The 19,351-nt window shown below is 70.7% G+C and carries 19 protein-coding genes; 9 read left to right on the forward strand and 10 right to left on the reverse strand.

Annotation, left to right across the window (positions count from 1 at the left end):
* Window positions 1-27: 27 nt before the first annotated feature.
* The 4 genes from BDK92_RS14240 to BDK92_RS14255 form a co-directional block, all read right to left on the reverse strand.
* Window positions 28-1,320 (reverse strand): hypothetical protein, encoded by a 1,293-nt coding sequence (locus tag BDK92_RS14240; RefSeq protein ID WP_147457005.1) that lies wholly within the window; start codon window positions 1,318-1,320, stop codon window positions 28-30.
* Window positions 1,313-1,816, reverse strand: coding sequence for a sigma factor-like helix-turn-helix DNA-binding protein (locus tag BDK92_RS14245; protein WP_121157155.1), 504 nt, complete (start codon window positions 1,814-1,816; stop codon window positions 1,313-1,315). The genes BDK92_RS14240 and BDK92_RS14245 overlap by 8 nt, the downstream gene beginning before the upstream one ends.
* 117 nt (window positions 1,817-1,933) lie before the next feature.
* The gene (locus tag BDK92_RS14250; RefSeq protein WP_121157156.1) at window positions 1,934-2,908 is read right to left on the reverse strand and encodes a ketopantoate reductase family protein; all 975 of its coding nucleotides are present in this window, start codon (window positions 2,906-2,908) and stop codon (window positions 1,934-1,936) included.
* A 44-nt stretch (window positions 2,909-2,952) separates the two neighbouring features.
* On the reverse strand, window positions 2,953-3,693 hold the full coding sequence (locus BDK92_RS14255) for a M50 family metallopeptidase (protein WP_121157157.1): 741 nt from the start codon (window positions 3,691-3,693) through the stop codon (window positions 2,953-2,955).
* 192 nt (window positions 3,694-3,885) lie between these two features.
* On the opposite strand from BDK92_RS14255, the gene BDK92_RS14260 reads away from it, so the two are divergent.
* Window positions 3,886-4,530 carry an RlpA-like double-psi beta-barrel domain-containing protein gene (locus BDK92_RS14260; RefSeq protein WP_121157158.1) on the forward strand — a complete coding sequence of 215 codons (645 nt, stop codon included), beginning with the start codon at window positions 3,886-3,888 and terminating at the stop codon, window positions 4,528-4,530.
* A gap of 130 nt (window positions 4,531-4,660) precedes the next feature.
* On the opposite strand, the gene BDK92_RS14265 is transcribed toward BDK92_RS14260, so the two are convergent.
* Together BDK92_RS14265 and BDK92_RS14270 are read right to left on the reverse strand one after the other, a co-directional pair.
* Complete coding sequence (locus BDK92_RS14265) at window positions 4,661-4,888, reverse strand: hypothetical protein (protein ID WP_121157159.1); 228 nt, start codon at window positions 4,886-4,888, stop codon at window positions 4,661-4,663.
* 59 nt (window positions 4,889-4,947) lie between these two features.
* Window positions 4,948-7,074, reverse strand: coding sequence for a serine/threonine-protein kinase (locus BDK92_RS14270; RefSeq protein WP_121157160.1), 2,127 nt, complete (start codon window positions 7,072-7,074; stop codon window positions 4,948-4,950).
* A 193-nt stretch (window positions 7,075-7,267) separates the two neighbouring features.
* Here BDK92_RS14270 and BDK92_RS14275 point away from each other — a divergent pair, with 193 nt between their 5' ends.
* The 6 genes from BDK92_RS14275 (at window position 7,268) to BDK92_RS14300 (ending at window position 11,919) form a co-directional block, all read left to right on the forward strand.
* Window positions 7,268-7,495, forward strand: coding sequence for an acyl-CoA carboxylase subunit epsilon (locus BDK92_RS14275; RefSeq protein ID WP_121157161.1), 228 nt, complete (start codon window positions 7,268-7,270; stop codon window positions 7,493-7,495).
* Between the two features lie 83 nt (window positions 7,496-7,578).
* On the forward strand, window positions 7,579-8,028 hold the full coding sequence (locus BDK92_RS14280) for a hypothetical protein (protein ID WP_121157162.1): 450 nt from the start codon (window positions 7,579-7,581) through the stop codon (window positions 8,026-8,028).
* On the forward strand, window positions 8,028-9,389 hold the full coding sequence (locus tag BDK92_RS14285) for a coiled-coil domain-containing protein (RefSeq protein ID WP_121157163.1): 1,362 nt from the start codon (window positions 8,028-8,030) through the stop codon (window positions 9,387-9,389). The genes BDK92_RS14280 and BDK92_RS14285 overlap by 1 nt, the downstream gene beginning before the upstream one ends.
* Window positions 9,386-10,549, forward strand: coding sequence for a S8 family serine peptidase (locus BDK92_RS14290; RefSeq protein WP_246017032.1), 1,164 nt, complete (start codon window positions 9,386-9,388; stop codon window positions 10,547-10,549). The genes BDK92_RS14285 and BDK92_RS14290 overlap by 4 nt, the downstream gene beginning before the upstream one ends.
* A 37-nt stretch (window positions 10,550-10,586) precedes the next feature.
* Complete coding sequence (locus tag BDK92_RS14295) at window positions 10,587-11,216, forward strand: Maf family protein (protein ID WP_121162117.1); 630 nt, start codon at window positions 10,587-10,589, stop codon at window positions 11,214-11,216.
* 49 nt (window positions 11,217-11,265) lie between these two features.
* Window positions 11,266-11,919, forward strand: a complete 654-nt coding sequence (locus tag BDK92_RS14300) for an O-methyltransferase (RefSeq protein ID WP_121157164.1) — start codon at window positions 11,266-11,268, stop codon at window positions 11,917-11,919.
* Between the two features lie 55 nt (window positions 11,920-11,974).
* Here BDK92_RS14300 and BDK92_RS14305 read toward each other — a convergent pair whose 3' ends face one another.
* The 4 genes from BDK92_RS14305 to BDK92_RS14320 form a co-directional block, all read right to left on the reverse strand.
* Complete coding sequence (locus BDK92_RS14305) at window positions 11,975-13,174, reverse strand: MFS transporter (RefSeq protein ID WP_121157165.1); 1,200 nt, start codon at window positions 13,172-13,174, stop codon at window positions 11,975-11,977.
* Window positions 13,175-13,240: 66 nt separating this feature from the next.
* Complete coding sequence (locus BDK92_RS14310; protein ID WP_121157166.1) at window positions 13,241-13,996, reverse strand: ABC transporter permease; 756 nt, start codon at window positions 13,994-13,996, stop codon at window positions 13,241-13,243.
* A 26-nt stretch (window positions 13,997-14,022) separates the two neighbouring features.
* Window positions 14,023-14,982, reverse strand: coding sequence for an ATP-binding cassette domain-containing protein (locus BDK92_RS14315; RefSeq protein ID WP_121157167.1), 960 nt, complete (start codon window positions 14,980-14,982; stop codon window positions 14,023-14,025).
* Window positions 14,983-15,111: 129 nt separating this feature from the next.
* On the reverse strand, window positions 15,112-15,741 hold the full coding sequence (locus BDK92_RS14320; protein ID WP_121157168.1) for a PadR family transcriptional regulator: 630 nt from the start codon (window positions 15,739-15,741) through the stop codon (window positions 15,112-15,114).
* 266 nt (window positions 15,742-16,007) lie between these two features.
* Between BDK92_RS14320 and BDK92_RS14325 the strand changes: the two genes are divergently transcribed.
* Both BDK92_RS14325 and BDK92_RS14330 read left to right on the forward strand, forming a co-directional pair.
* On the forward strand, window positions 16,008-17,768 hold the full coding sequence (locus tag BDK92_RS14325) for an acetyl/propionyl/methylcrotonyl-CoA carboxylase subunit alpha (protein WP_121157169.1): 1,761 nt from the start codon (window positions 16,008-16,010) through the stop codon (window positions 17,766-17,768).
* A 112-nt stretch (window positions 17,769-17,880) separates the two neighbouring features.
* The gene (locus tag BDK92_RS14330) at window positions 17,881-19,320 is read left to right on the forward strand and encodes a GuaB1 family IMP dehydrogenase-related protein (RefSeq protein ID WP_121157170.1); all 1,440 of its coding nucleotides are present in this window, start codon (window positions 17,881-17,883) and stop codon (window positions 19,318-19,320) included.
* Window positions 19,321-19,351: the final 31 nt, after the last annotated feature.

The raw sequence follows: 19,351 nt of genomic DNA on the forward strand, positions 1-19,351 counted from the left end.
CACCGGCGAACGGGCCGCGGCCGGCGCTCAGCAACGCGGGTTCGCGAACGGGCAGAGCCAGGCCGCGGCCCGGCCGGCGAGCTGGCGCATGCGGGCGTCGTCGTAGTCGTACGACTCCAGCACGGCGACCAGGTCGCCGACCCGTACCACGGCGTAGAGGGTGACCGTGCCGGCCTCCGGGGTGCCGGCGGGCGCGGTCACCTCCTGGCGTACCAGCAGTGACTGGGACCCGGCGAAGCCGTCACCGAGCACCCGCAGGGTGTGCCGCCCCCCGGTCCTGGCACCGGGATCGACCATCGGGACGGTGGCGCCCGGCTCGGCCGAGGACGACGGAACAGCCGGAGCGGACGGGCTGGCCGAGGACGACGACCATGACGGGGCGGCCGACGAGGGCGGGTCGGCCGAGGACGACGGCGTGGCCGAGGAGGGCGGAGCGGAAGGGTCGACGTTCGGGCGCGGATCGGCGGAGGCGGTGTGACCGGTCAGTACCGCCGGCGGAACCTCGTACGCCGCACACGCGTCCACGACCCGGCGCGCCTCGTCGACGACGGTCCGGGCGGCGGGGTCGTCGGCGTACCGGGTCACCTGCTGGCTGAGCATCCGTACCCGCCCGTCCGGCCCGTCCCCGCCGACGCTGTTGCCCCGGCTGAACAGGTAGTCGCGGTACGTCGCGACGCGCAGCCCGGCGTAGGCCGGGCAGTAGTCGGCGAGGTGGAACGGCCAGAGGTCGGCACCGACCGAACCGCTGGTGTCGTAGCTGATCCGGAAGTTGAGCCCGAGGTCGGCCGGCTGGAGCAGCGCGACCGCCGGGAACCAGCCCGCACCGCCCGGCTGGACCGGCTGGCGGGAGGGGTCCGGCGAACTCCGCGTCACGGTCGGGTCGGAACCCGGCGCAGCGGGTGGTCCGGCGACCGTCACCGGTCCCGTACCGGTACCGGGTAACCCGCCGACCAGTCCCCAGATGGCCGCGAAGACCAGCACGACGGCCGCCGGCACGCCCACCGCGACCCGTCGACGCCGACGCCGGCCCAGGGCCCGAATCCGCTCCGGTGCCGGCCAGGTCACGCCGCCAAGCTCGGCGGCGAGTTGCTCGGCGAGCATCCGGGACTGCTCGGTCAGCAGTTCCGGCGGGACCGGCTCGTCGTCGGACGGTGCCGTCGGCTCCGGCATCAACGCCGCCAGGGACTCCGGCAGTTCGTCCCGGGGCGGCTCCGCCGCCAGGTCCAGCACCGGTTCACCCGGCTGGCCGGCAGCCGGGCCGACCGTCAGCTCCATCGTCAGTTCCGGGTCCGGCACCCGCTCCGCCCGACGCTCAGGCATCAGCGGCCTCCTCCAACTCGACGACGGCCAACAAACCCGCCAGGGCCACCCGCCCCCGGGAGAGCCGGGCCTTGACGGTGCCGACCGGGGCGCCGGTCTCCCGAGCCACCTCCGCCACCGGTAGACCGACCAGGTAGTAGAGAGCCAGCGCGGTGCGCTGTTCCTCTGGCAGGCGGCGCAGCGCCGCCACCACGTCGACCGTCTCGGTGCCCGGTCCCGGCGTGACGTTCTCCACCGCGCCATGGCGCAGGTACGCGCGGGCCCGGCTGCGCAGGCTACGCCACCGGCTGACCGCGACCCGGGCGGCGACCACCCGTACCCACGACTCCGGGTCCTCGTACCCGCTCACCGTGGACCAGCGCTGCCAGGCCCGGATGTACGCCTCCTGTACCGCGTCCTGTGCCTCGGACAGGTCACCGGTGAGCAGGTACACGTAGCCGAGCAGCCGTTGCCGGCTTCCCCGGTAGAACTCGTCGAACCCGCCGACGTCGGGCACCAGTTACCTCCCCTGGGCGTCGGAGGCTATACGCGCGGGACGAGCCGGTCGGTTGCCGGAGCGGGCCGACTTTCACTCAGGCTGGTGTGAGCCGGCCTCGCGGCGGTGGTGGTTCGCTCAGGCCAACAGCTGGTCCGGCGGGAAGCCGCCGGCCGGAATCCGCTCTCGTACGGCGCGGCGGACCGCGCGCTGCACCGCCGCGTTCACCGGGGTCGGCACCCCGTGCAGGCGTCCCAACAGGACGATCTCCCCGTTGAGATAGTCGGTCTCGGTCGAACCCGTGCCCCGAGCCAGACTCTGCCAGGTCGAACTCCCCGCCCGGGTACGGCCGGCAACCGGGCGTGCCCGTACGTTGTCCGCCCGGTCGGCCGCCTCCTCCTCGCGCGAGGTGTGCGCGATGCCGGCCGCCGCCAGCGCGGCGACCCCCTCGGCGCGCAGCAGGTCGATCAGCCCCGGGTCGGCGTCCCGGCCGAGGAGCGCGTCCACCCCGTTACCGAGGTTGGCCAGCAGCTTGCCGTACTTCCAGCGCATCACGTCGTCCCGTACCCGGGTGACGAATCCGCTCTTGGTGAGCTCGTCCGCGATCTGCCGTACGCACTCGTCGGCCCCGCCCGGGTAGGCGCCGAGCTGCAACATGCCGGAGTGCGGGTGCCCCTCGGCGGCGATCACACCCGGTTCGAGGAAGGTGGCGGGCAACCAGAGGCAGATCCCGTAGACGCGGTCGAAGCGGCGCAGCGCGGCGCGCTCGTTCGCCACCCCGTTCTGCGCGGTCAGCAGCGGTAGCCGTTCGGCCGCCGTACCGCCACCGGTCACCGGCGCGCCCGCCCACTCGCCGAGGGCCGCCTGGGTGTCCTGGGACTTGACCGTGAGCACCAGCGCGGTGTCCGGCGTCAGCTCCAACTCGTCGGCGCCGGCCACCGCTGGCAGTGGGACGTTCCGCTCGTCTTCGGGGGTGGCCAGGGTCAGCCCTCGGGCGCGGATCGCGTCCAACTGGGCGCCACGGGCCACCAGGGTCACGTCGTGGCCGGCCAGGGCCAGCCGCGCGCCGATGGTGCCGCCGACCGCCCCCGCACCGATGATCACATACCGCACGCCCCCATTCTGCCCCTGACCAGCCGGGGCGGTGGCGGGCGGGCTCAGAACGGCAGGTCGAGGTCGGCCAGGTGGGCGCCGGCCAGCAGGCTCGTACCGATGCCCAACGCGAGCAGGTTGACCACGCCGAACAGGCCGACCCAGAAGATCGCCGGCAGGAAGGTGACCCCGGCGAGCTGGTCGGCGTCGGAGGCGGGCATCCGTCCCCTGCGTCGCAGCGTCTGCAACTCGCCCACCGGCCGGATTCCACCGATCAGCAGGAACCAGACCCCGGTGTACGCGAACACCGCCTGCACCTGCGGGCCGGCGAACCAGGAGACACCGAAGACCACGGCGGTGGTGACCATGATCGAGACGATGCCGAAGGCGTTGCGGATCATGACGAGCATGGCGAGCAGCAGCACCACCGCGACCCAGAGCAGCAGGGTGATCCGGTTGCCGCCGAGCAGCCAGGCTCCGCCGAGTCCGATCAGGGACGGTGCGACGTAGCCGGCGAGCAGGGTGAAGACCATGCCGGGACCGGAGGGACGTCCGGCCGACAGGGTCAGCCCGGAGGTGTCCGAGTGCAGCCTGACCCCGTGCAGCCGTCGGCCGGTCAGCAGCGCGGCCAGCGCGTGCCCACCCTCGTGGGCGATCGTGATGGCGTTGCGCCCGATCCGCCAGGGCAGCCGGGTCAGCACCACCGCGAGCGCGACCAGCCCGGTGAGCAGTACGAGTAACGGCGGTGGATCCGGTTGGGCATCGAACAGCCGGTTCCAGACGTCGGTAAAGCCGTCGATCGACACAGCCGGGGAGCCTAGCCCACCTGCGCGAGGCCACCGCCTGGCGACGGAGTGACCGGACCCTCGGTCCACACGCGCTCACGCAACGCAACGGCGCTTGAAGAACATTTAAGCGAAACGATCTGATCCGTCCGGCCCTGACATCCGTACCCAACGATGCTGCAACCGGGCAGCCGACGATCAAGGGAGCGGTGCATGTACAGGAGAAGCGGGACGACCGGCCGGGCGCGGAAGCTGCTCATCGGGGCGGCCGCGACGGCCCTGCTCGGCACCGCACTGGCGGTCGGTACGGGAATGAGCAACGCCGGCGAGAACTGCAACGGCCTGGACACCGCGTTGCGCAACAACCTGAACTTCATCGCCGACCAGCGGGCCAACCCGGACGCGCTCGCCGAGGCCCGGATCGCGAACCGGCAGGCCGTTGTCGACCTCATCCAGCAGCGCCGGGTCACCGCTGGCTGCACCGCGCAGGTGCACGCGGACCGGCCGGCCGCACCCGCACCCGTCAACCCGCCCGCCGCACCCGCGAACCCGCCCGCCGCGCCCGCGAACCCCGGTGGCGGCGATGTTCCCGCCGGCGCCCCGGCCAACGGGGAGGTCGTCTGCAAGGGGTCGACGGTGACCCTCTTCAACGAGGACGCCGCACCCGCCGCGTCCAGCGGTACGTTCCCGATCGGCACCACCCTGCGGGTCACGAACCTGGACAACAACAAGAGCACCACGGTCAAGGTGACCAGCCCGTCCGGCAGCTGCGTACTGCTCAACAACGCGGCGTTCGAGCAGGTCCGCGAGCCGGGCAAGTTCCTGATCCGGCGGGCGGTGATCGAGCGGGTCGGCTGAGCCGGCCCGACCGGACCACGAACAGCGGCAGCCGGATCGGACATCCCCGCCCGGGGATCACCGGTCCGGCTGCCATTGCGTTCCGAACACCGCCCCCGGGGGGCTGGTCCGTGCGTCTCCAGCGGGGCGCTCAGGCCCTCCGCCGGGCAGTCATCGGGGACCGTGCCACTTCCCCGGCCGGCACCGTGGGACGCATCAGTCGCCAGGCACCGACCACCCCGACGGCCATGGTCACGACGCTCGCGAGCGCGATCAGCGTCACCACGCCGAAGCTCGCCAGGATCAGCGCGATGTCGCCCACCGCGATCAGCATCCAGAGGGCCACGCTCGGCTTGGTCGTGCGTTGTCGGAAACTCATGTCGTACCTCCTTCCGTCGTCGACTCAGCAGTACCCAGACGGAGCGGAGGTCATGCGGATCAGTTCGGCGCGGGCAGGAATCCGTCCGAGATGAGCTTCAGTTCGTCCAGGTTGTCCTGCCAGGCCCCGGCGGGCGTCGACCAGTAGATCGCGTACCCGTGCCTCGGCCCGGTGACAAAGCCCCGGTTGACCACGTGCAGCGGATTTCCGGAGTCCGAGGTGTACGTCCACTCCCAGTCGGCGGCTTCGAGGAAGTAGTCGATCTTCTCGATCTTGACCCGCTTGTAGTCCCGGTAGCGACCGGCACGGGTCCGTGCGTCCTCCTGCCGGGTCCAGTCCGCGACCGCGTCCTTCTGCGGGCTGGACGTCTGGTCGATCATGAGCAGCCGGGCGTTGTTGGGCTCGATGAACCTGACCGCGGTCGAGGTACGTTCCATCCTCCAACCGCTCGGCACCGGCACCGTGAAGCCGGTCGAATCCTTGTGCCAGGTCCACCCGGCCGGCAACGGGCCCTGGCCGCGCGTCATCGCCGGCTCCGAGGCGGGCACGTCGCTCGGCGCCACCGCCGGACTGGACGGCTCACCCGCCGGTGGCGCGGCCGGTGCCGTGGTGGACGCCGGGGCGCCCGTACCGGTCGCCGACGCCTGGGCGGACGGCTGACCGCCGGGCTGGTCGGAGGACTTCGTGTCCGGATCCCGCAGGGCCAGCGGCACGACCACCGCCAGTGCGAGCAGGAGCACCACAACCAGGCCGCCGAGCAGCCACACCTGTCGTCCGGCGAAGAAGGAACCCTTGTTTTCGGCTCCGGCGACAACCGGGCGCCCGAACGTACGGCCACGGTTCGGCGAGGCGACTGTCTCGGTCGCTCCGGCGGCGGCCGGGGCCGGCGAGGTCGGAGCCGGTGTCGGAGCCGGTGCTGGTGTCGGTGTCACCGGGGCCGGCGTACCGCTGCCGACCGAGGCGGCCCCGATCGCGTACGAGGGCGGGGCCGGGGAGATCGGCGCGCTGAGCTTCGCCGTCTTCTCCACCGACGCGGTCGGTGGCTCGGTCCGGTCCGTCTCCGTCGACTCCACCTCTGTCGACTCCGCCGTCACGGCGGGCTGGTCGGCGGCGTCATCGACCGTGGCGCCGGGCTCATCCCGGGTAACGGGCGTGCCCGGGGCAGTGGGCTCAGTGGCACCGGCACCGGCCGTACCGATGAAGTCGGCGATCATGGAGGAGGAAGCCGAGTCCGCCGCGGCGGCCGGCTGATCCGACGCGGGCCGCGGCGCTGGCAGCGGCACCACCTTGGTCCGCGCCTCACGGGGCCCGAAGGGACTCGGACGGCGTACGCCGTCGAGCAGCGAAATGGTGCTGCGCGGGGGGCGCTTGTCCGTAGCCCGCCGCAACAACCGCTCCGCCACGTCGGCGGTGATCCGCTGCGCCGGGTCCTTGCGCAGCAACCCGTTGAGCACCGCCTTCAGCGGGCCGGCCCGCTTCGCCGGTGGTGGCGGTTCCGTCGCCAGCGCGGCCAGCGTCGCGATCGCCGAAGAACGGGCGTACGGCGACTGCCCCTCCACGGCGGCGTACAGCGTCGCGCCCAGCGACCAGAGATCCGCCTCCGGACCGGCCGTACCGTCGCGCGCCCGTTCCGGCGCGATGTACGCCGGTGAGCCGAGCACCAGCCCGGTACGCGTCACGTTCGGGTCCCCCGGCACGGTCGCGAGACCGAAGTCGGTCAGCACCACCCGGCCGTCCTCGCCGAGCAGCACGTTGCCCGGCTTGATGTCCCGGTGCATCACGCCGGCCTTGTGCGCCGCCTTCAACGCGCCGAGCACGCCCAGGCCGATCTCGGCGGCCTTTCCCGGTGACACCGGACCGTCGGAGGCGAGCGTGTCCTGCAACGAGCGGGACCGGACGTACTCCATCACGATCCACGGGTCGGCGTCGGTACGCAGCACGTCGAAGATGCGGACCACGTTGATGTTGTTCAGCCGGGCGATGGCGCGGGCCTCGCGCAACGACCGCTCCCGCATCTCGCGGCGCTCATCCGTGGTCAGCCCCGGTGGCGGAACCAACTCCTTGATGGCCACATCCCGGTGCAGCACCTCGTCGCGGGCGAGCCATACGCGCCCCATGCCTCCCTGACCGAGCGGCTCCACGAGCCGGTAACGGTCAGCTATCAATTGGGGGGGCGCCTCGGACATCCCGTGGACGGTACCCGGAGTGGAGCAAAGTCACACCAGCGGCACGCTCATGTGAGACGTACCCGGCCGTGTGAGACGTACCTCGGTCGTCCGGTGCAACCTAACGGCACGGTCGATCCGTACGCCCACGCGTACGCCGTCGGCCCGGCTCAGGTTGGCGTCGTACCCTCGTCACATGTCTGACCCTCGTCCCGTGCCCGACCAGGAGCCGGCGTTCCGGGTGGTGCGGGGCACCCCCACCGCCGAGGAACTCGCCGCGCTGGTGGGCGCCATCATGCTGCGGCCCCGCCCGGCCGCGCCGGATCGCCCCGACACCGGATCGGCCTGGGTACGTCGGTCCCGCCCCGGTGCGGTCTCCGCCTCCGGCCTGCCGGCCCGCCCCGGCGTCGATGCGTGGCGCTGGTCCGGGCTTCCCCGCTGAACGTACGGACGGGGCTGCTGAGAGCCGCCCGCTCCGACTAGCCTCATACGGGCATTGCGTCGTGACACCTGGGGGAGGGACACATGGCGATTCCCGAGGAGGACCTTCCGCCGGCCTGGCTGCGTGACTACGGCGACATCGAAGCCGACATCAGCAAGATGGAGGAGTTCGCCGCCAACCTCGATGCCGAGGTCCGGCAGAACTACGCCCCGCACCTGGACTACCTGCGCGAGGACGTGACCGCTCCCGTACCGGACCCCGCGGCCGAATTCGTCGAGCTGTTCACGTTCCTGGAGACACATCGGGCGATCCAGCAGGACAGCACGAACGTCGTCTTCCACTACCGGGACGCGACGGGTGGCTTCGCCCAGGCGGCCAAGGAGGTCAGCGAGAACTACGGCAAGGCCGACGCGTTCGCCCTGGCCCGGGTGAAGGAGGTCGAATCCGCACTGGACAAGACCTCCGCCGCCCAACTCCCCGAACCTGGCACCACCACCCCGGCACCGGTCACGGACAACTCGGGAGTCTCCTGATGCTCATCGCCGACGCGGGTGGCGACTACTCCGGCAGCACCAACTGGTTCAACTACGACGTCAAGCAGATGTGGAAGACGTTGGAGAACCAGGAGACCGACGGCCACTGGCAACGTGTCGCCGGCTGGCGCCGTACGCACGAACTGGCGGGCACGCACCTGTCGCGCCTGCGGGCGTACCGGGAAGGTCTGATCCAGGCCTGGCCGCCGGAGAAGAGCGCGGCGTCGAAGGCGTACGTCGAACGGCTGGACTACCTGATCGACAGCGTGGAGCAGTCGTTCGAGGCGGCCGTCGCCAACCGTGACGCCCTTTCCGGCGCGACCGGTGCGATCAGCGACGCCCGCCGGCAGCTCAAGAGCATCCACGAGGAGTACGTCCGCAAGCTCGCCGCGCAAGAGGAGTACGAGCGGAAACTGCCGAGCGCGTCCGCGACGCCCTCGCCGACACCGACTCCGTCGCCCTCGCCGGGGCCCGCCCCTACGCCACCGGTCTCGCAGGCCGAACTGGACCGACTCAACAACCGCGCCCGTTCGATCATGTACGGCCTCAGCAGCGAACTCGTCCAGGCCCAGGCCCAACTGAGGCAGCCTCCGCCGTACCAGGGCAGACCCCAGCGAGATGATTACGATCCTGACGTCTACGGCGGCGGCTCACCGCCGACGATTCCACCGGTGGTGCCGGTGCCGACCACCACCGGTACGGGCCCGTCGATGCCCGCTGGTGCGGGTTCGGTCCAGCACGTCGTGCCGGCGCCCACCGCGCCGTCCGTCGGGCCGGTCCTCGGCGGCAACGGCCCGACGCTCGGCAGCGCCGCACCTGTCGCTCCCACCGCGCCAACCCCCTCCATCACACCGCCCGTGATCACCCCTACCCCGTCCCCCACTCCCGGTATCGGCACGGGTTTCCCGCCCGCGTTGCCCCCCACGCCGGGCGGATTCGGCACCCCCTACCCGGGTGCGCTCGGAACCACTCCGATGACCGGCGGTCTCACCAAGCCTGCCGTCGGCGGAGTAGCGAACGTTCCACGGGCAATGGCTCCGGGCGGGATGATCGGCGGTATGCCAACGGTGGGCCAACCCGGAGTCGGCGTTTCACCGGTCCGACAGATCAACCCGGTCGGCGGGATGATCGGTGGCGGCGGTGGCATGGCAGGCGGCACAACCCAGATGGGCGGCGCGGGCCAACGTTCCGTCGTGCCACCCGGAGGCCGGGCGGGCCAACATCGCGGCGAAGAAGCCAGCAGTCAGCACTGGGATCCGGACAACCCGTGGGCGACCGACGAAGGCGTAGCTCCTGTCATGCGAGCGCCCAGAGATGCTGGTCGGATCGATCCCGGGCCAGCTATCGGATTCGATCGGTGACCCCTCGCACGATTCGCGGAGTCACGGCCGTTCTCTGCGCCACAGCCATCGCGGTGTTACCCGCAGGCCCCGCCCAGGCCGACCGCATCCGCGACGACCAGTGGCATCTTCGGTACCTGAAGGTCACCGAGGCTCATAAGCTGAGCCAGGGTGCCGGCGTCACGGTCGCCGTCATCGACACCGGCGTTGATCCCCACGCAGACCTCCGCAACAACCTGCTACCAGGCACCGAAACCTTTCCTGGCGGTACGGGCGATGGTCGAGTGGACATCGACAGCCATGGAACGGGGATGGCTGGGTTGATAGCGGCCCATGGACAATCAGCCACCAACGGCGCCTTGGGCATAGCACCCAAAGCAAAGATTCTTCCGATCCGTTACGTCCGTAAGCCAGGAGAGCCGGACAGCGATAACGTCGCCAAGGGAATCGAATGGGCGATAGCCCAGAAGACCCAAGTCATTAGCGTGTCAATCGGTGGCGGAACATCACCCCGAGAGGCTCGCGCTGTCCGTGCAGCACTTGCCGCCAATATCGTGATCATTGCCGCCGCAGGGAATGCCCCACAAGATTACGGAATCGGATTTCCGGCTTCTTACGAAGGCGTGGTGGCGGTCGGAGCGAGCGATCGAACCGGAAACCGGGCGGACGTATCTGTCATGGGTGACAAGATGGGAATCCTCGCCCCAGGCGTGGACATCTACAGCACCAGCATGGATAACAAGTACCGAAAGGGCACTGGGACGTCCGATTCCACTGCCATTGTGGCTGGGGCTGCTGCGCTGATTCGGAGTCGGTACCCGGACCTGTCGGCCGAGGAAGTGGTGCACCGGTTGACCGCGACAGCGGTGGACAAAGGGGCGCCGGGGCACGACGAGGAATACGGCGACGGCGTACTCGATCTGATGGCGGCGCTGACGGCAGACGTACCCCCGCTGGCGGCCAGTGCGACGCCGAGTGCGACCGCGTCCGCCAGCCCGAGCCCGACGGCGAGCGCGGACGACGCGTTGCCCGGCGACGCTCCCGAAGGCATGAGCACGAACACCCTGCTCGTCACCTTCGCTGTCTTCCTGCTCCTGGCCGTCGTCATCGCGCTGCTGGTCGTACGGTCGCATCGCCGTGCGGCCGGGCGGGGCGGGGCACCGCCGATCGACCCTGCCTGAGCCGGCGGCGGGGTCGGGCAGGGTAGCGTACGGCGTCGTGCGTACGACGAATCCCCTGCGCTTTGTACTCGCCTCCGCCAGTCCGGCCCGGCGCAAGAGTCTGCTGGCCGCCGGCATCCAGCCGGAGGTGCTGGTCAGCGGTGTCGACGAGTCGACCGCGAATGCCGAACGGGCCGAAATGCTCTGCCTCGACCTCGCGCGGCTGAAGGCGGAGGCGGTCACCGAGCGGATCCGGGCGACCAGCGGACCGGGGACGCTGGTGCTCGGCTGCGACTCCGTACTGGCCTTCGACGGCGAGATCCTGGGCAAGCCGGTCGACGCCGACGACGCCACTCGGCGGTGGAAGCAGATGCGCGGTCGCTCGGGGGTGCTGCACAGCGGTCACTGCCTGATCGACGTCACCGCAGATCGCCGGGCCGAGGCGGTTGCCTCCACCACGGTGCACTTCGCCGACATCAGCGACGAGGAGATCGCCGCGTACGTGGCGACCGGCGAGCCGTTGCAGGTGGCGGGCGCCTTCACGATCGACGGTCTCGGCGGCCCCTTCGTCGAGCGGGTGGAGGGCGACCCGGGCACCGTGGTCGGACTCTCCCTGCCGCTGCTCCGCAACCTCCTCGGCGAGTTGGATGTGCGGATCACCGACCTGTGGCAGGGCCGACCGTACTGACCGGCTCCGGTTCTACCGCAGCCGGTCCGGACTGGTCTAGCGTCGGGGCATGACCACCAAGTCGCTGCCGCTGACCGAGGAACTGCACTCGTACCTCATCGCGCACGGTTCCCCGCCGGACGACATCGCCCGTGAATTGATCGACGAGACGGTCGACGCGCTGCCCAACGACGCCCAGATGCAGGTCGCGCCGGAGCAGGCGGCCCTGCTCACCTTCCTCACCCAGCTTGTCAACGCGCGGCAGGCGGTGGAGGTCGGCACCTTCACCGGCATGTCGTCGCTGGCGATCGCCCGTGGTCTGCCCGCCGACGGCCGGCTGACCTGCTTCGACATCTCCTCGGAGTTCACCTCGGTGGCTCGGCGCTACTGGGCCCGGGCGGGGGTCGACGACCGGATCGAACTGCGCATCGGGCCGGCGGCCGAGGGGCTGCGGTCACTGCCGAACGAGCCGTACCTGGACCTGGCGTTCATCGACGCGGACAAGGTCAGCTACCCGATCTACTGGGACGAGTTGGTGCCCCGGATGCGACCGGGCGGGTTGATCGTGGTGGACAACGTCCTGCGTGGTGGCCGGGTGCTCGCCCCACAGGACGAAGCCGACCGGGCGATCGTGGCGTTCAACGCGGACGTACGTGCCGATGTCCGGGTGGACGTGGTGATGCTGCCGATCGCCGACGGTCTGACCCTGGCCCGCCGCCGCTGACCCTCACTCCCACCGGCCGCCGCACCGGTGCGGCGGCGTTAACAAGGGGCCCTTCCTATACCGAAGGCGATAACAAGGGGCCCTTCCTTACCCCGGGTGGGGTGTGGGTGGTTCGGGTGAGGGAGAGCGCCAGCAGGGCGGCGGTCGCGATGAAGAGCGGGAGCAGCAGGAAGGCCAGGTGCGGGCCGACGGAGTCGGCCACCCAGCCGAGTACGACCGGGGCGACGCCGAAGCCGACCGCGACCGAGTACGACGAGTAGGCCGCCGCCCGGTCGGCCTGTCCGGGTGCGGTGGCCAGTGCCATCGAGATGCCGAGCGGGTAGTGCATGGCGTTGCCCAGCCCGACGACGACCAGCCCGCTCACCGCCAGCCAGCCGATCGGCGCGGCCCAGAAGATGGCGAAGCCGACGAACGAGACGGCGAGGGCGGCGAGCAGGAACGGGATCGGGGCGACCCGGAGGGCGATCCACCCGCCGGCGAACCGACCGAGGAACATTCCGGTGACGATGGCGGCGAGCGCGGCCGAGGCGGCTCCGGCGGACATGCCGGCGTTGCCCCGGAGCACGTCGGCGGCCCAGAGGGAGAGGCAGACCTCGATCGAGCCGGTGACACCGAGCAGCAGCCACGCGATCCAGTACGAGCGGGGTAGTCGCCGTGGTGGGCCGTCGGCAGCGGCGGTGGCGGGGATGTTGGCGGGTAGGCGTACCCGGAAGACCAGGGCCGCGACGGCGACGGCGACGATCAGGGCGACCTCGACGGCGATCGCGGGCCGCCAGCCGAGTCCGGCGCCGACGGTGAGTCCGATGACGATCGGGGCGAGGATGCCCATGCCGGCGCAGGCGGCGTTCGCCTCGCTGATCGCCGCTGGGGAGTTGACCGGGTGATGCTCGGCGAGTGTGGTGTTGACGCCGTTGACCAGCATGAAGCCGAAGGTGGCGGCGACGAGCGCGGCGGTGAGCGTGGCCGGCAGGCTGTGGAAGAGGGTGAGTACGGCCACCGCGGCGACGATGCCGGCGAGCCCGAGCCAGTTGGTCCGTCCTCGGCCGAGCCGGGTGGCGAGGTACGGGAAGGCGAGGCCGCCGAGCAGGGCTCCGGCCGCGAGTGCGGTGCTGTGCAGGCCAGCGACGGCGGTGGTGGTGCCCTGCTCGTCGCGGAGCAGCGGTACGACCGGTCCGAACCCGTAGAGGAAGAATCCCCAGACACCGAGTTGGGCGTAGGTCAGCCAGGTGATCCTGTCACGTGTGAGGCGGGGCACTCGCCTTACGCTACAAGCGTTTGGCGCGTACCCCGCCGACCAGGTGAAACGATTTCGGAGAGCTGGTTACCGTACGCTGCGGGCGAATTCGCGGGCGGCCCAGGCGACCGCGGCCGCGGTCAGTACGGCGACGATGCTCAGGCCCTGCCATACCCGGTCGTTGCCGAGGTCGCCGGCGAAGAGGGCGCGGGTGCCCTCGACGGCCCAGGAGAACGGGTTCCAGTCGGCGACGCCCTGAAGCCAGCCGGGGGCGAAGGTGAGCGGCAGCAGGATGCCGGAGAGCAGCAGCACCGGTTGGGCGATGGTGTTCATCAGGGGGGCGAGGGCGTCCTCGCTCTTGACCATGAGCGCGATGCCGTACGAGACGGCTGAGGTCATCAGCGCGATGAGGGCGAGCATCAGGTACGCCAGCAGCAGGTCGCCGATGAAGACGGTGAGCCCGAACAGCAGCGCGAGCAGGGTGATGATGACGGCTTGGACGATCAGTGACACGACGTCGCGCAGTGAGCGGCCGAGCAGCAGCGCGAGCCGGCTGATCGGGGTGACCCGGGAGCGTTCGATCACGCCCGCGCGGAGTTCGGCGATGAGTCCGAAGCCCTGGAACAGGCCGCCGAAGATGGCCAGCAGCACCAGCAGGCCGGGTACGAAGATGCGGTAGGCGTCGGCCTGCGTGGGCGCGTTCAACGCGGGCTTGAGCAGGGGGGCGAAGAGCAGCAGGTACATCACCGGCTGGAAGACGCCGACGAAGACCCAGATGGGTTGCCGTACGAGGAGCAGCATCTGCCGCTCGAAGATCAGCCAGGTGTCCCGGGCGAATTTCATCACAGTCTCCTGTAGCGGGGGCGGGCTCAGGACTCGCGCAGCGAGCGGCCGGTCTTGGTGAGGAACACGTCGTCGAGGCTGGGCCGGTGCAGTTCGATGGCGCGCAACGGAATGCCGGCGGTGTCGAGTGCGCGCAGGATCTGCGGGATGGCGGTGGCGCCCTCGTCGACGTAGAGCCGCAGCCCGCCCTCGTCGAGGGTTTCGAGCTTGAGTACGAAGGACTGGGTGTCGAGCACCTCGGCGGCCTGCGGGGTGACGCCCGGGTCGATGCCGACCTGCACGACCTCGCCGGAGATCTCGCGTTTGAGTTCGGCCGGTGTGCCCTCGGCGACGAGTTCGCCGTGGTCCATGATGGCGATCCGGTCGCAGAGCGCGTCGGCCTCGTCGAGGTAGTGCGTGGTGATGAAGACGGTCATGCCGTCGGCGCGGAGCCGTCGGATCTCGTCCCACATGTGGGCGCGGCTCTGCGGGTCGAGGCCGGTCGTCGGCTCGTCCAGGAAGACGATCTTCGGCTCGTGGATGATGCCGAGCGCGATGTCGACCCGGCGTCGTTGGCCGCCGGAGTAGGTTTTGCACTTGCGGTCGGCGTACTCGGTGAGTTCGAACGCGGCCAGGGCGTCGACGGCGCGACGCTGGGCCTCGGCCCTGCCGATGCCGTACATCCGGGCCTGGAGGACAAGTTCCTCGCGGGCGGTTGACTCGTCCCAGGTGCTGCCGCCCTGGGCGACGTAGCCGATCCGGCGGCGCACCTCGCCCGGGTTGGTGAGCAGGTCGGCGCCGGCCACCACCGCTTCGCCCCCGTCCGGTTCGATGAGCGTGGCGAGCATGCGCAGGGTGGTGGTCTTGCCGGCGCCGTTCGGGCCGAGGAAGCCGAAAATCTCCCCCTCGCGCACCATCAGGTCGACGCCGCGCACGGCGTCGACCGTTTTGGTCTGTCGACCCTGCCGGGAGCGGAACGACTTCCGCAGCCCTCTGGTTTCGATCATTTTCCGCTCCTGGTTGGTCGGGCCGGCGCGACCGCCGACCGCACTCCCCCGGGGACCAACGCCGCAGGCGCCCACCCCAACACCAGGCCGAGGCTAACGCGATATAACTTATCTAGTCAAGCTTGATTATTACTCGTTCCCGGGAACCTCCCGGTCCACCCCGGCCAACCTCTCGGTCTGCTCCCGCATCGCCTCCCAGCCTGGCGCCTCGCTCAGCTCCTCGGGGAGATACGACACACCGGACTCGATCCGCTCAGCGATCCGCTCACACCAGCCGGCCTCGGCCTCCGCGCGGGCGAGCCAGAGTTCGAACATCCAGCCCACGTGCACCGGCTTGGACTTACGCACCCAGTCCGAGTCGAGTGACGCCCGCATCGACTCGTGCGCCGCCCGGAGCAACTGGGCCCGGTTGCGCAGCGCCGCCGAGGCCTCCTCCCGAGGCAGCGCCGGCAGGAACGAGAAGGCCGCCGCGAACGGGTCGACCGGCGTACGCAAGCGCCACCACATGTCCCGCAGCAGCGTCTCGAACTCGTCCTCCCCCTTCTCGGTGACCTCGTACGTCGTCCGGGCCGGACGGGCGCCGACCTGCTCGGTCGCCACCTCGCGCAGCAGCCCCTCCTCGGTCAGCTTGCGTAATGCGTGGTAGATCGAACCGGGCTGGACGTTGGCCCACTCGTCCGCACTCCAGCTCAGCAGCTCACGGCGTACGTCGTAGCCGTGCACGGGCTGCATCCAACGGACCAGACCAAGGATCATCATTCGGGTGCTTGACACCCCACAAGCGTAATAAACAAATTTGACTAAACCGCAGCGGTCGCGCTTCGGGCAGGCCGGAAGCCGGGTGCCGCAGGACACACGACGGCCCGGAGAACTTGATCAAAGTGCCCGATAAACTCCCCGCAGTGCCCACCAGCGGGGGTGGACGCGGGAACGACGGACCATGGACAACGAGGACAGGGGCCGGCCGGTTACGCACGGCCCGTCGGACATCGTCGTGGAACGCGGATAGCCAGGAGAGGACGAGCGTGCGCAAGGTACTCATCGCCAACCGGGGCGAGATCGCCGTCCGGGTCGTCCGCGCCTGCCAGGACGCCGGTCTGGGCAGTGTCGCGGTCTACGCCGACTCCGACCGGGACGCCCTGCACGCCACCCTCGCGGACGAGGCGTACGCCCTCGGCGGCGACACGGCCGGCGAGACGTACCTACGGATCGACAAGCTGCTGGACGTGGCGAAGCGCTCCGGCGCCGACGCCGTACACCCGGGTTACGGGTTTCTCTCGGAGAACGCGGACTTCGCCGCCGCCGTCATCGACGCCGGCCTGACCTGGATCGGGCCGACCCCGCAGGCGATCCGCGACCTCGGCGACAAGGTCACCGCCCGGCACATCGCCCAGCGGGCCGGTGCCCCCCTGGTCCCCGGCACCCCGGACCCGGTCGGCGGCCCGGACGAGGTGATCGCCTTCGCCGTCGACCACGGCCTGCCGGTGGCGATCAAGGCGGCGTTCGGCGGCGGCGGACGCGGGCTCAAGGTGGCCCGGACCATGGAGGAGATCCCGGCGCTCTTCGAGTCGGCGACCCGGGAGGCGATCGCCGCCTTCGGACGTGGCGAGTGCTTCGTCGAGCGCTACCTGGACCGCCCCCGGCACGTGGAGGCACAGATCCTGGCCGACCAGCACGGCAACGTCGTGGTGGTCGGCACCCGTGACTGCTCGTTGCAGCGTCGGCACCAGAAGCTGGTAGAGGAGGCACCGGCGCCGTTCCTCACCGACGCCCAACGCGACGAGATCCACTCCAGCGCCAAGGCGATCTGCCGGGAGGCCGGCTACCACGGTGCCGGCACCGTGGAGTACCTGGTCGGCGTCGACGGCACCATCTCCTTCCTGGAGGTCAACACCCGGCTCCAGGTGGAACACCCGGTGACCGAGGAGACCGCCGGCATCGACCTGGTCCGCGAACAGTTCCGGATCGCGGCCGGTGAGAAGCTGCGGCTGACCCAGGACCCGACGCCACGCGGGCACTCGATCGAGTTCCGGATCAACGGCGAGGACCCCGGCCGGAACTTCCTCCCCGCGCCCGGCACGGTGACCGCGCTGCGGCTCCCGACCGGTCCCGGCGTACGCGTCGACGCCGGCATCTCGGCCGGTGACGTGATCGGCGGCAACTTCGACTCACTGCTGGCCAAGGTGATCATCACCGGCGAGACCCGGACCGAGGCACTGGAACGGGCCCGCCGGGCACTGGACGAGATGACTCTCGAGGGGATGGCGACCGCGCTGCCGTTCCACCGGCTGGTCGTCCGTGACCCGGCCTTCACGGCCGAGCCGTTCGCCGTACACACCCGGTGGATCGAGACCGAGTTCGACAACACCGTGCCGGCGTTCACCGCCACCGCCCCGGCCGCCGAGGCGGCCGGCCCCCGCGAGACCGTCGTGGTCGAGGTGGGTGGCAAGCGGCTCGAGGTCAGCCTGCCCGCCGGCTTCGGCGGCGGTACGGGCGCCAGCCCCGTCCCCGGCCCGGCCGCCCGTCGGGGCGCCGGCCGCGGTGCCGCGGCCCGGAGCGGGCCCGGCGCCGGCGGTGACGCGTTGACGTCGCCGATGCAGGGCACCATCGTCAAGATCGCGGTGGCCGACGGTGACACCGTGGCCGAGGGCGACCTGGTGGTGGTCCTGGAGGCGATGAAGATGGAGCAGCCGCTGTACGCCCACAAGGCCGGCGTGGTCAACGGCCTCACCGCCGAACCCGGTGCGGTCATCAGCGCCGGTGCCGCCGTCTGCACCATCGCCTGACGTCCCCTCCTGCCCAGACGGAACCCGCCAACCCTGGCGGGTCCCGCTGAGCAGGAGTGACAGGTCCCGCTGACCAGGAGTGGCGGGTCGCGATCGCGGGCATGATGATCGGGTGCGGTTTCTCTCCGGCGCGGCACCCGCGCACGACCTGACGTACAACGACGTCTTCATGGCCCCGGTCCGGTCGGACCTGGCGTCCCGGCTCGACGTCGACCTGGCGACCACCGACGGCACCGGCACCACGATCCCGATCGTGGTGTCGAACATGACCGCGGTGGCCGGCCGGCGGATGGCCGAGACCGTCGCCCGTCGCGGCGCGATCACCGTACTGCCGCAGGACATCCCGATCGACGTGGTGACCGAGGTGGTCGGCTGGGTGAAGCAGCGGCACCTGGTGCACGACACCGCGATCACGCTCGGACCGACCGACACCGTCGGCGACGCGATCCACCTGCTGCCCAAACGCTCGCACGGCGGGCTGGTGGTGGTCGACGACGAGTTCCGGCCGCTCGGCGTGGTCACCGAGGCGGACACCGAGGGCGTGGACCGGTTCGCACAGGTACGCCACGTGATGTCCACCGAGCTGCACACGGTACCGGCCGAGGCCGATCCGCGTACCGGCTTCGAACTGTTGTCCCGGGGACGACGCCGACTCGCCCCCGTGGTCGACGTCGAGGGACGACTCGTCGGGGTGCTCACCCGGCAGGGCGCGCTCCGGGCCACCCTGTACCGCCCCGCGCTGGACGCGAAGGGTCGGCTGCGGGTCGCCGCCGCCATCGGGATCAACGGCGACGTCGCCGGCAAGGCGGCGGCACTGCTCGACGCGGGCGTGGACACACTGGTGGTCGACACCGCACACGGCCACCAGGAGCGGATGATCTCGGCGCTGCGGGCGGTCCGGGCACTGAACCCACCGGTCCCGCTCGTCGCCGGGAACGTGGTCACCGCCGACGGCGTACGTGACCTGGTCGAGGCGGGCGCGGACATCATCAAGGTCGGTGTCGGACCCGGCGCGATGTGCACCACCCGGATGATGACCGGGGTCGGCCGACCACAGTTCTCGGCCGTACTCGACTGTGCCCGCGCCGCCGCCGAACTCGACCGGCACGTCTGGGCTGACGGCGGCGTACGCCACCCGCGCGATGTCGCCCTGGCACTCGCCGCGGGCGCGTCGAACGTCATGATCGGCACCTGGTTCGCCGGCACCTACGAATCCCCCGGTGACCTGTACGCCGACCCGGGCGGCCGGCGTTACAAAGAGAGCTTCGGCATGGCGTCGGCGCGCGCGGTCAGCGCCCGTACCGCCGAGGACAGCCCCTTCGACCGGGCCCGGAAGGCGGTGTTCGAAGAGGGCATCTCGAGCGCGCGGATGTTCCTCGACCCGTCCCGCCCAGGTGTCGAGGACCTGATCGACGAGATCATCGCCGGGGTACGGAGCGCCTGCACGTACGCCGGTGCGGCGAACCTGGCGGAGTTCTCCGCGAAGGCGCTGATCGGCGTGCAGAGCACCGCCGGCTACACCGAGGGAATGCCCCTACCCACCAACTGGTGAGGTGTAAGGAAGGGCCCCTTGTTAACGCTTC

This window comes from Micromonospora pisi (assembly GCF_003633685.1).
In the GTDB taxonomy this organism is placed as follows: Bacteria; Actinomycetota; Actinomycetes; order Mycobacteriales; family Micromonosporaceae; genus Micromonospora_G; species Micromonospora_G pisi.

What these genes read in the sequence shown, in the direction of transcription:
- BDK92_RS14240 (WP_147457005.1), bottom strand. Translation starts at nt 1,320, where the DNA reads ATGCCTGAGCGTCGGGCGGAGCGGGTGCCGGACCCGGAACTGACGATG.
- BDK92_RS14260 (WP_121157158.1), top strand. Translation starts at nt 3,886, where the DNA reads ATGTACAGGAGAAGCGGGACGACCGGCCGGGCGCGGAAGCTGCTCATC.
- BDK92_RS14265 (WP_121157159.1), bottom strand. Translation starts at nt 4,888, where the DNA reads ATGAGTTTCCGACAACGCACGACCAAGCCGAGCGTGGCCCTCTGGATG.
- BDK92_RS14270 (WP_121157160.1), bottom strand. Translation starts at nt 7,074, where the DNA reads ATGTCCGAGGCGCCCCCCCAATTGATAGCTGACCGTTACCGGCTCGTG.
- BDK92_RS14280 (WP_121157162.1), top strand. Translation starts at nt 7,579, where the DNA reads ATGGCGATTCCCGAGGAGGACCTTCCGCCGGCCTGGCTGCGTGACTAC.
- BDK92_RS14285 (WP_121157163.1), top strand. Translation starts at nt 8,028, where the DNA reads ATGCTCATCGCCGACGCGGGTGGCGACTACTCCGGCAGCACCAACTGG.
- BDK92_RS14300 (WP_121157164.1), top strand. Translation starts at nt 11,266, where the DNA reads ATGACCACCAAGTCGCTGCCGCTGACCGAGGAACTGCACTCGTACCTC.
- BDK92_RS14310 (WP_121157166.1), bottom strand. Translation starts at nt 13,996, where the DNA reads ATGAAATTCGCCCGGGACACCTGGCTGATCTTCGAGCGGCAGATGCTG.
- BDK92_RS14315 (WP_121157167.1), bottom strand. Translation starts at nt 14,982, where the DNA reads ATGATCGAAACCAGAGGGCTGCGGAAGTCGTTCCGCTCCCGGCAGGGT.
- BDK92_RS14320 (WP_121157168.1), bottom strand. Translation starts at nt 15,741, where the DNA reads ATGATGATCCTTGGTCTGGTCCGTTGGATGCAGCCCGTGCACGGCTAC.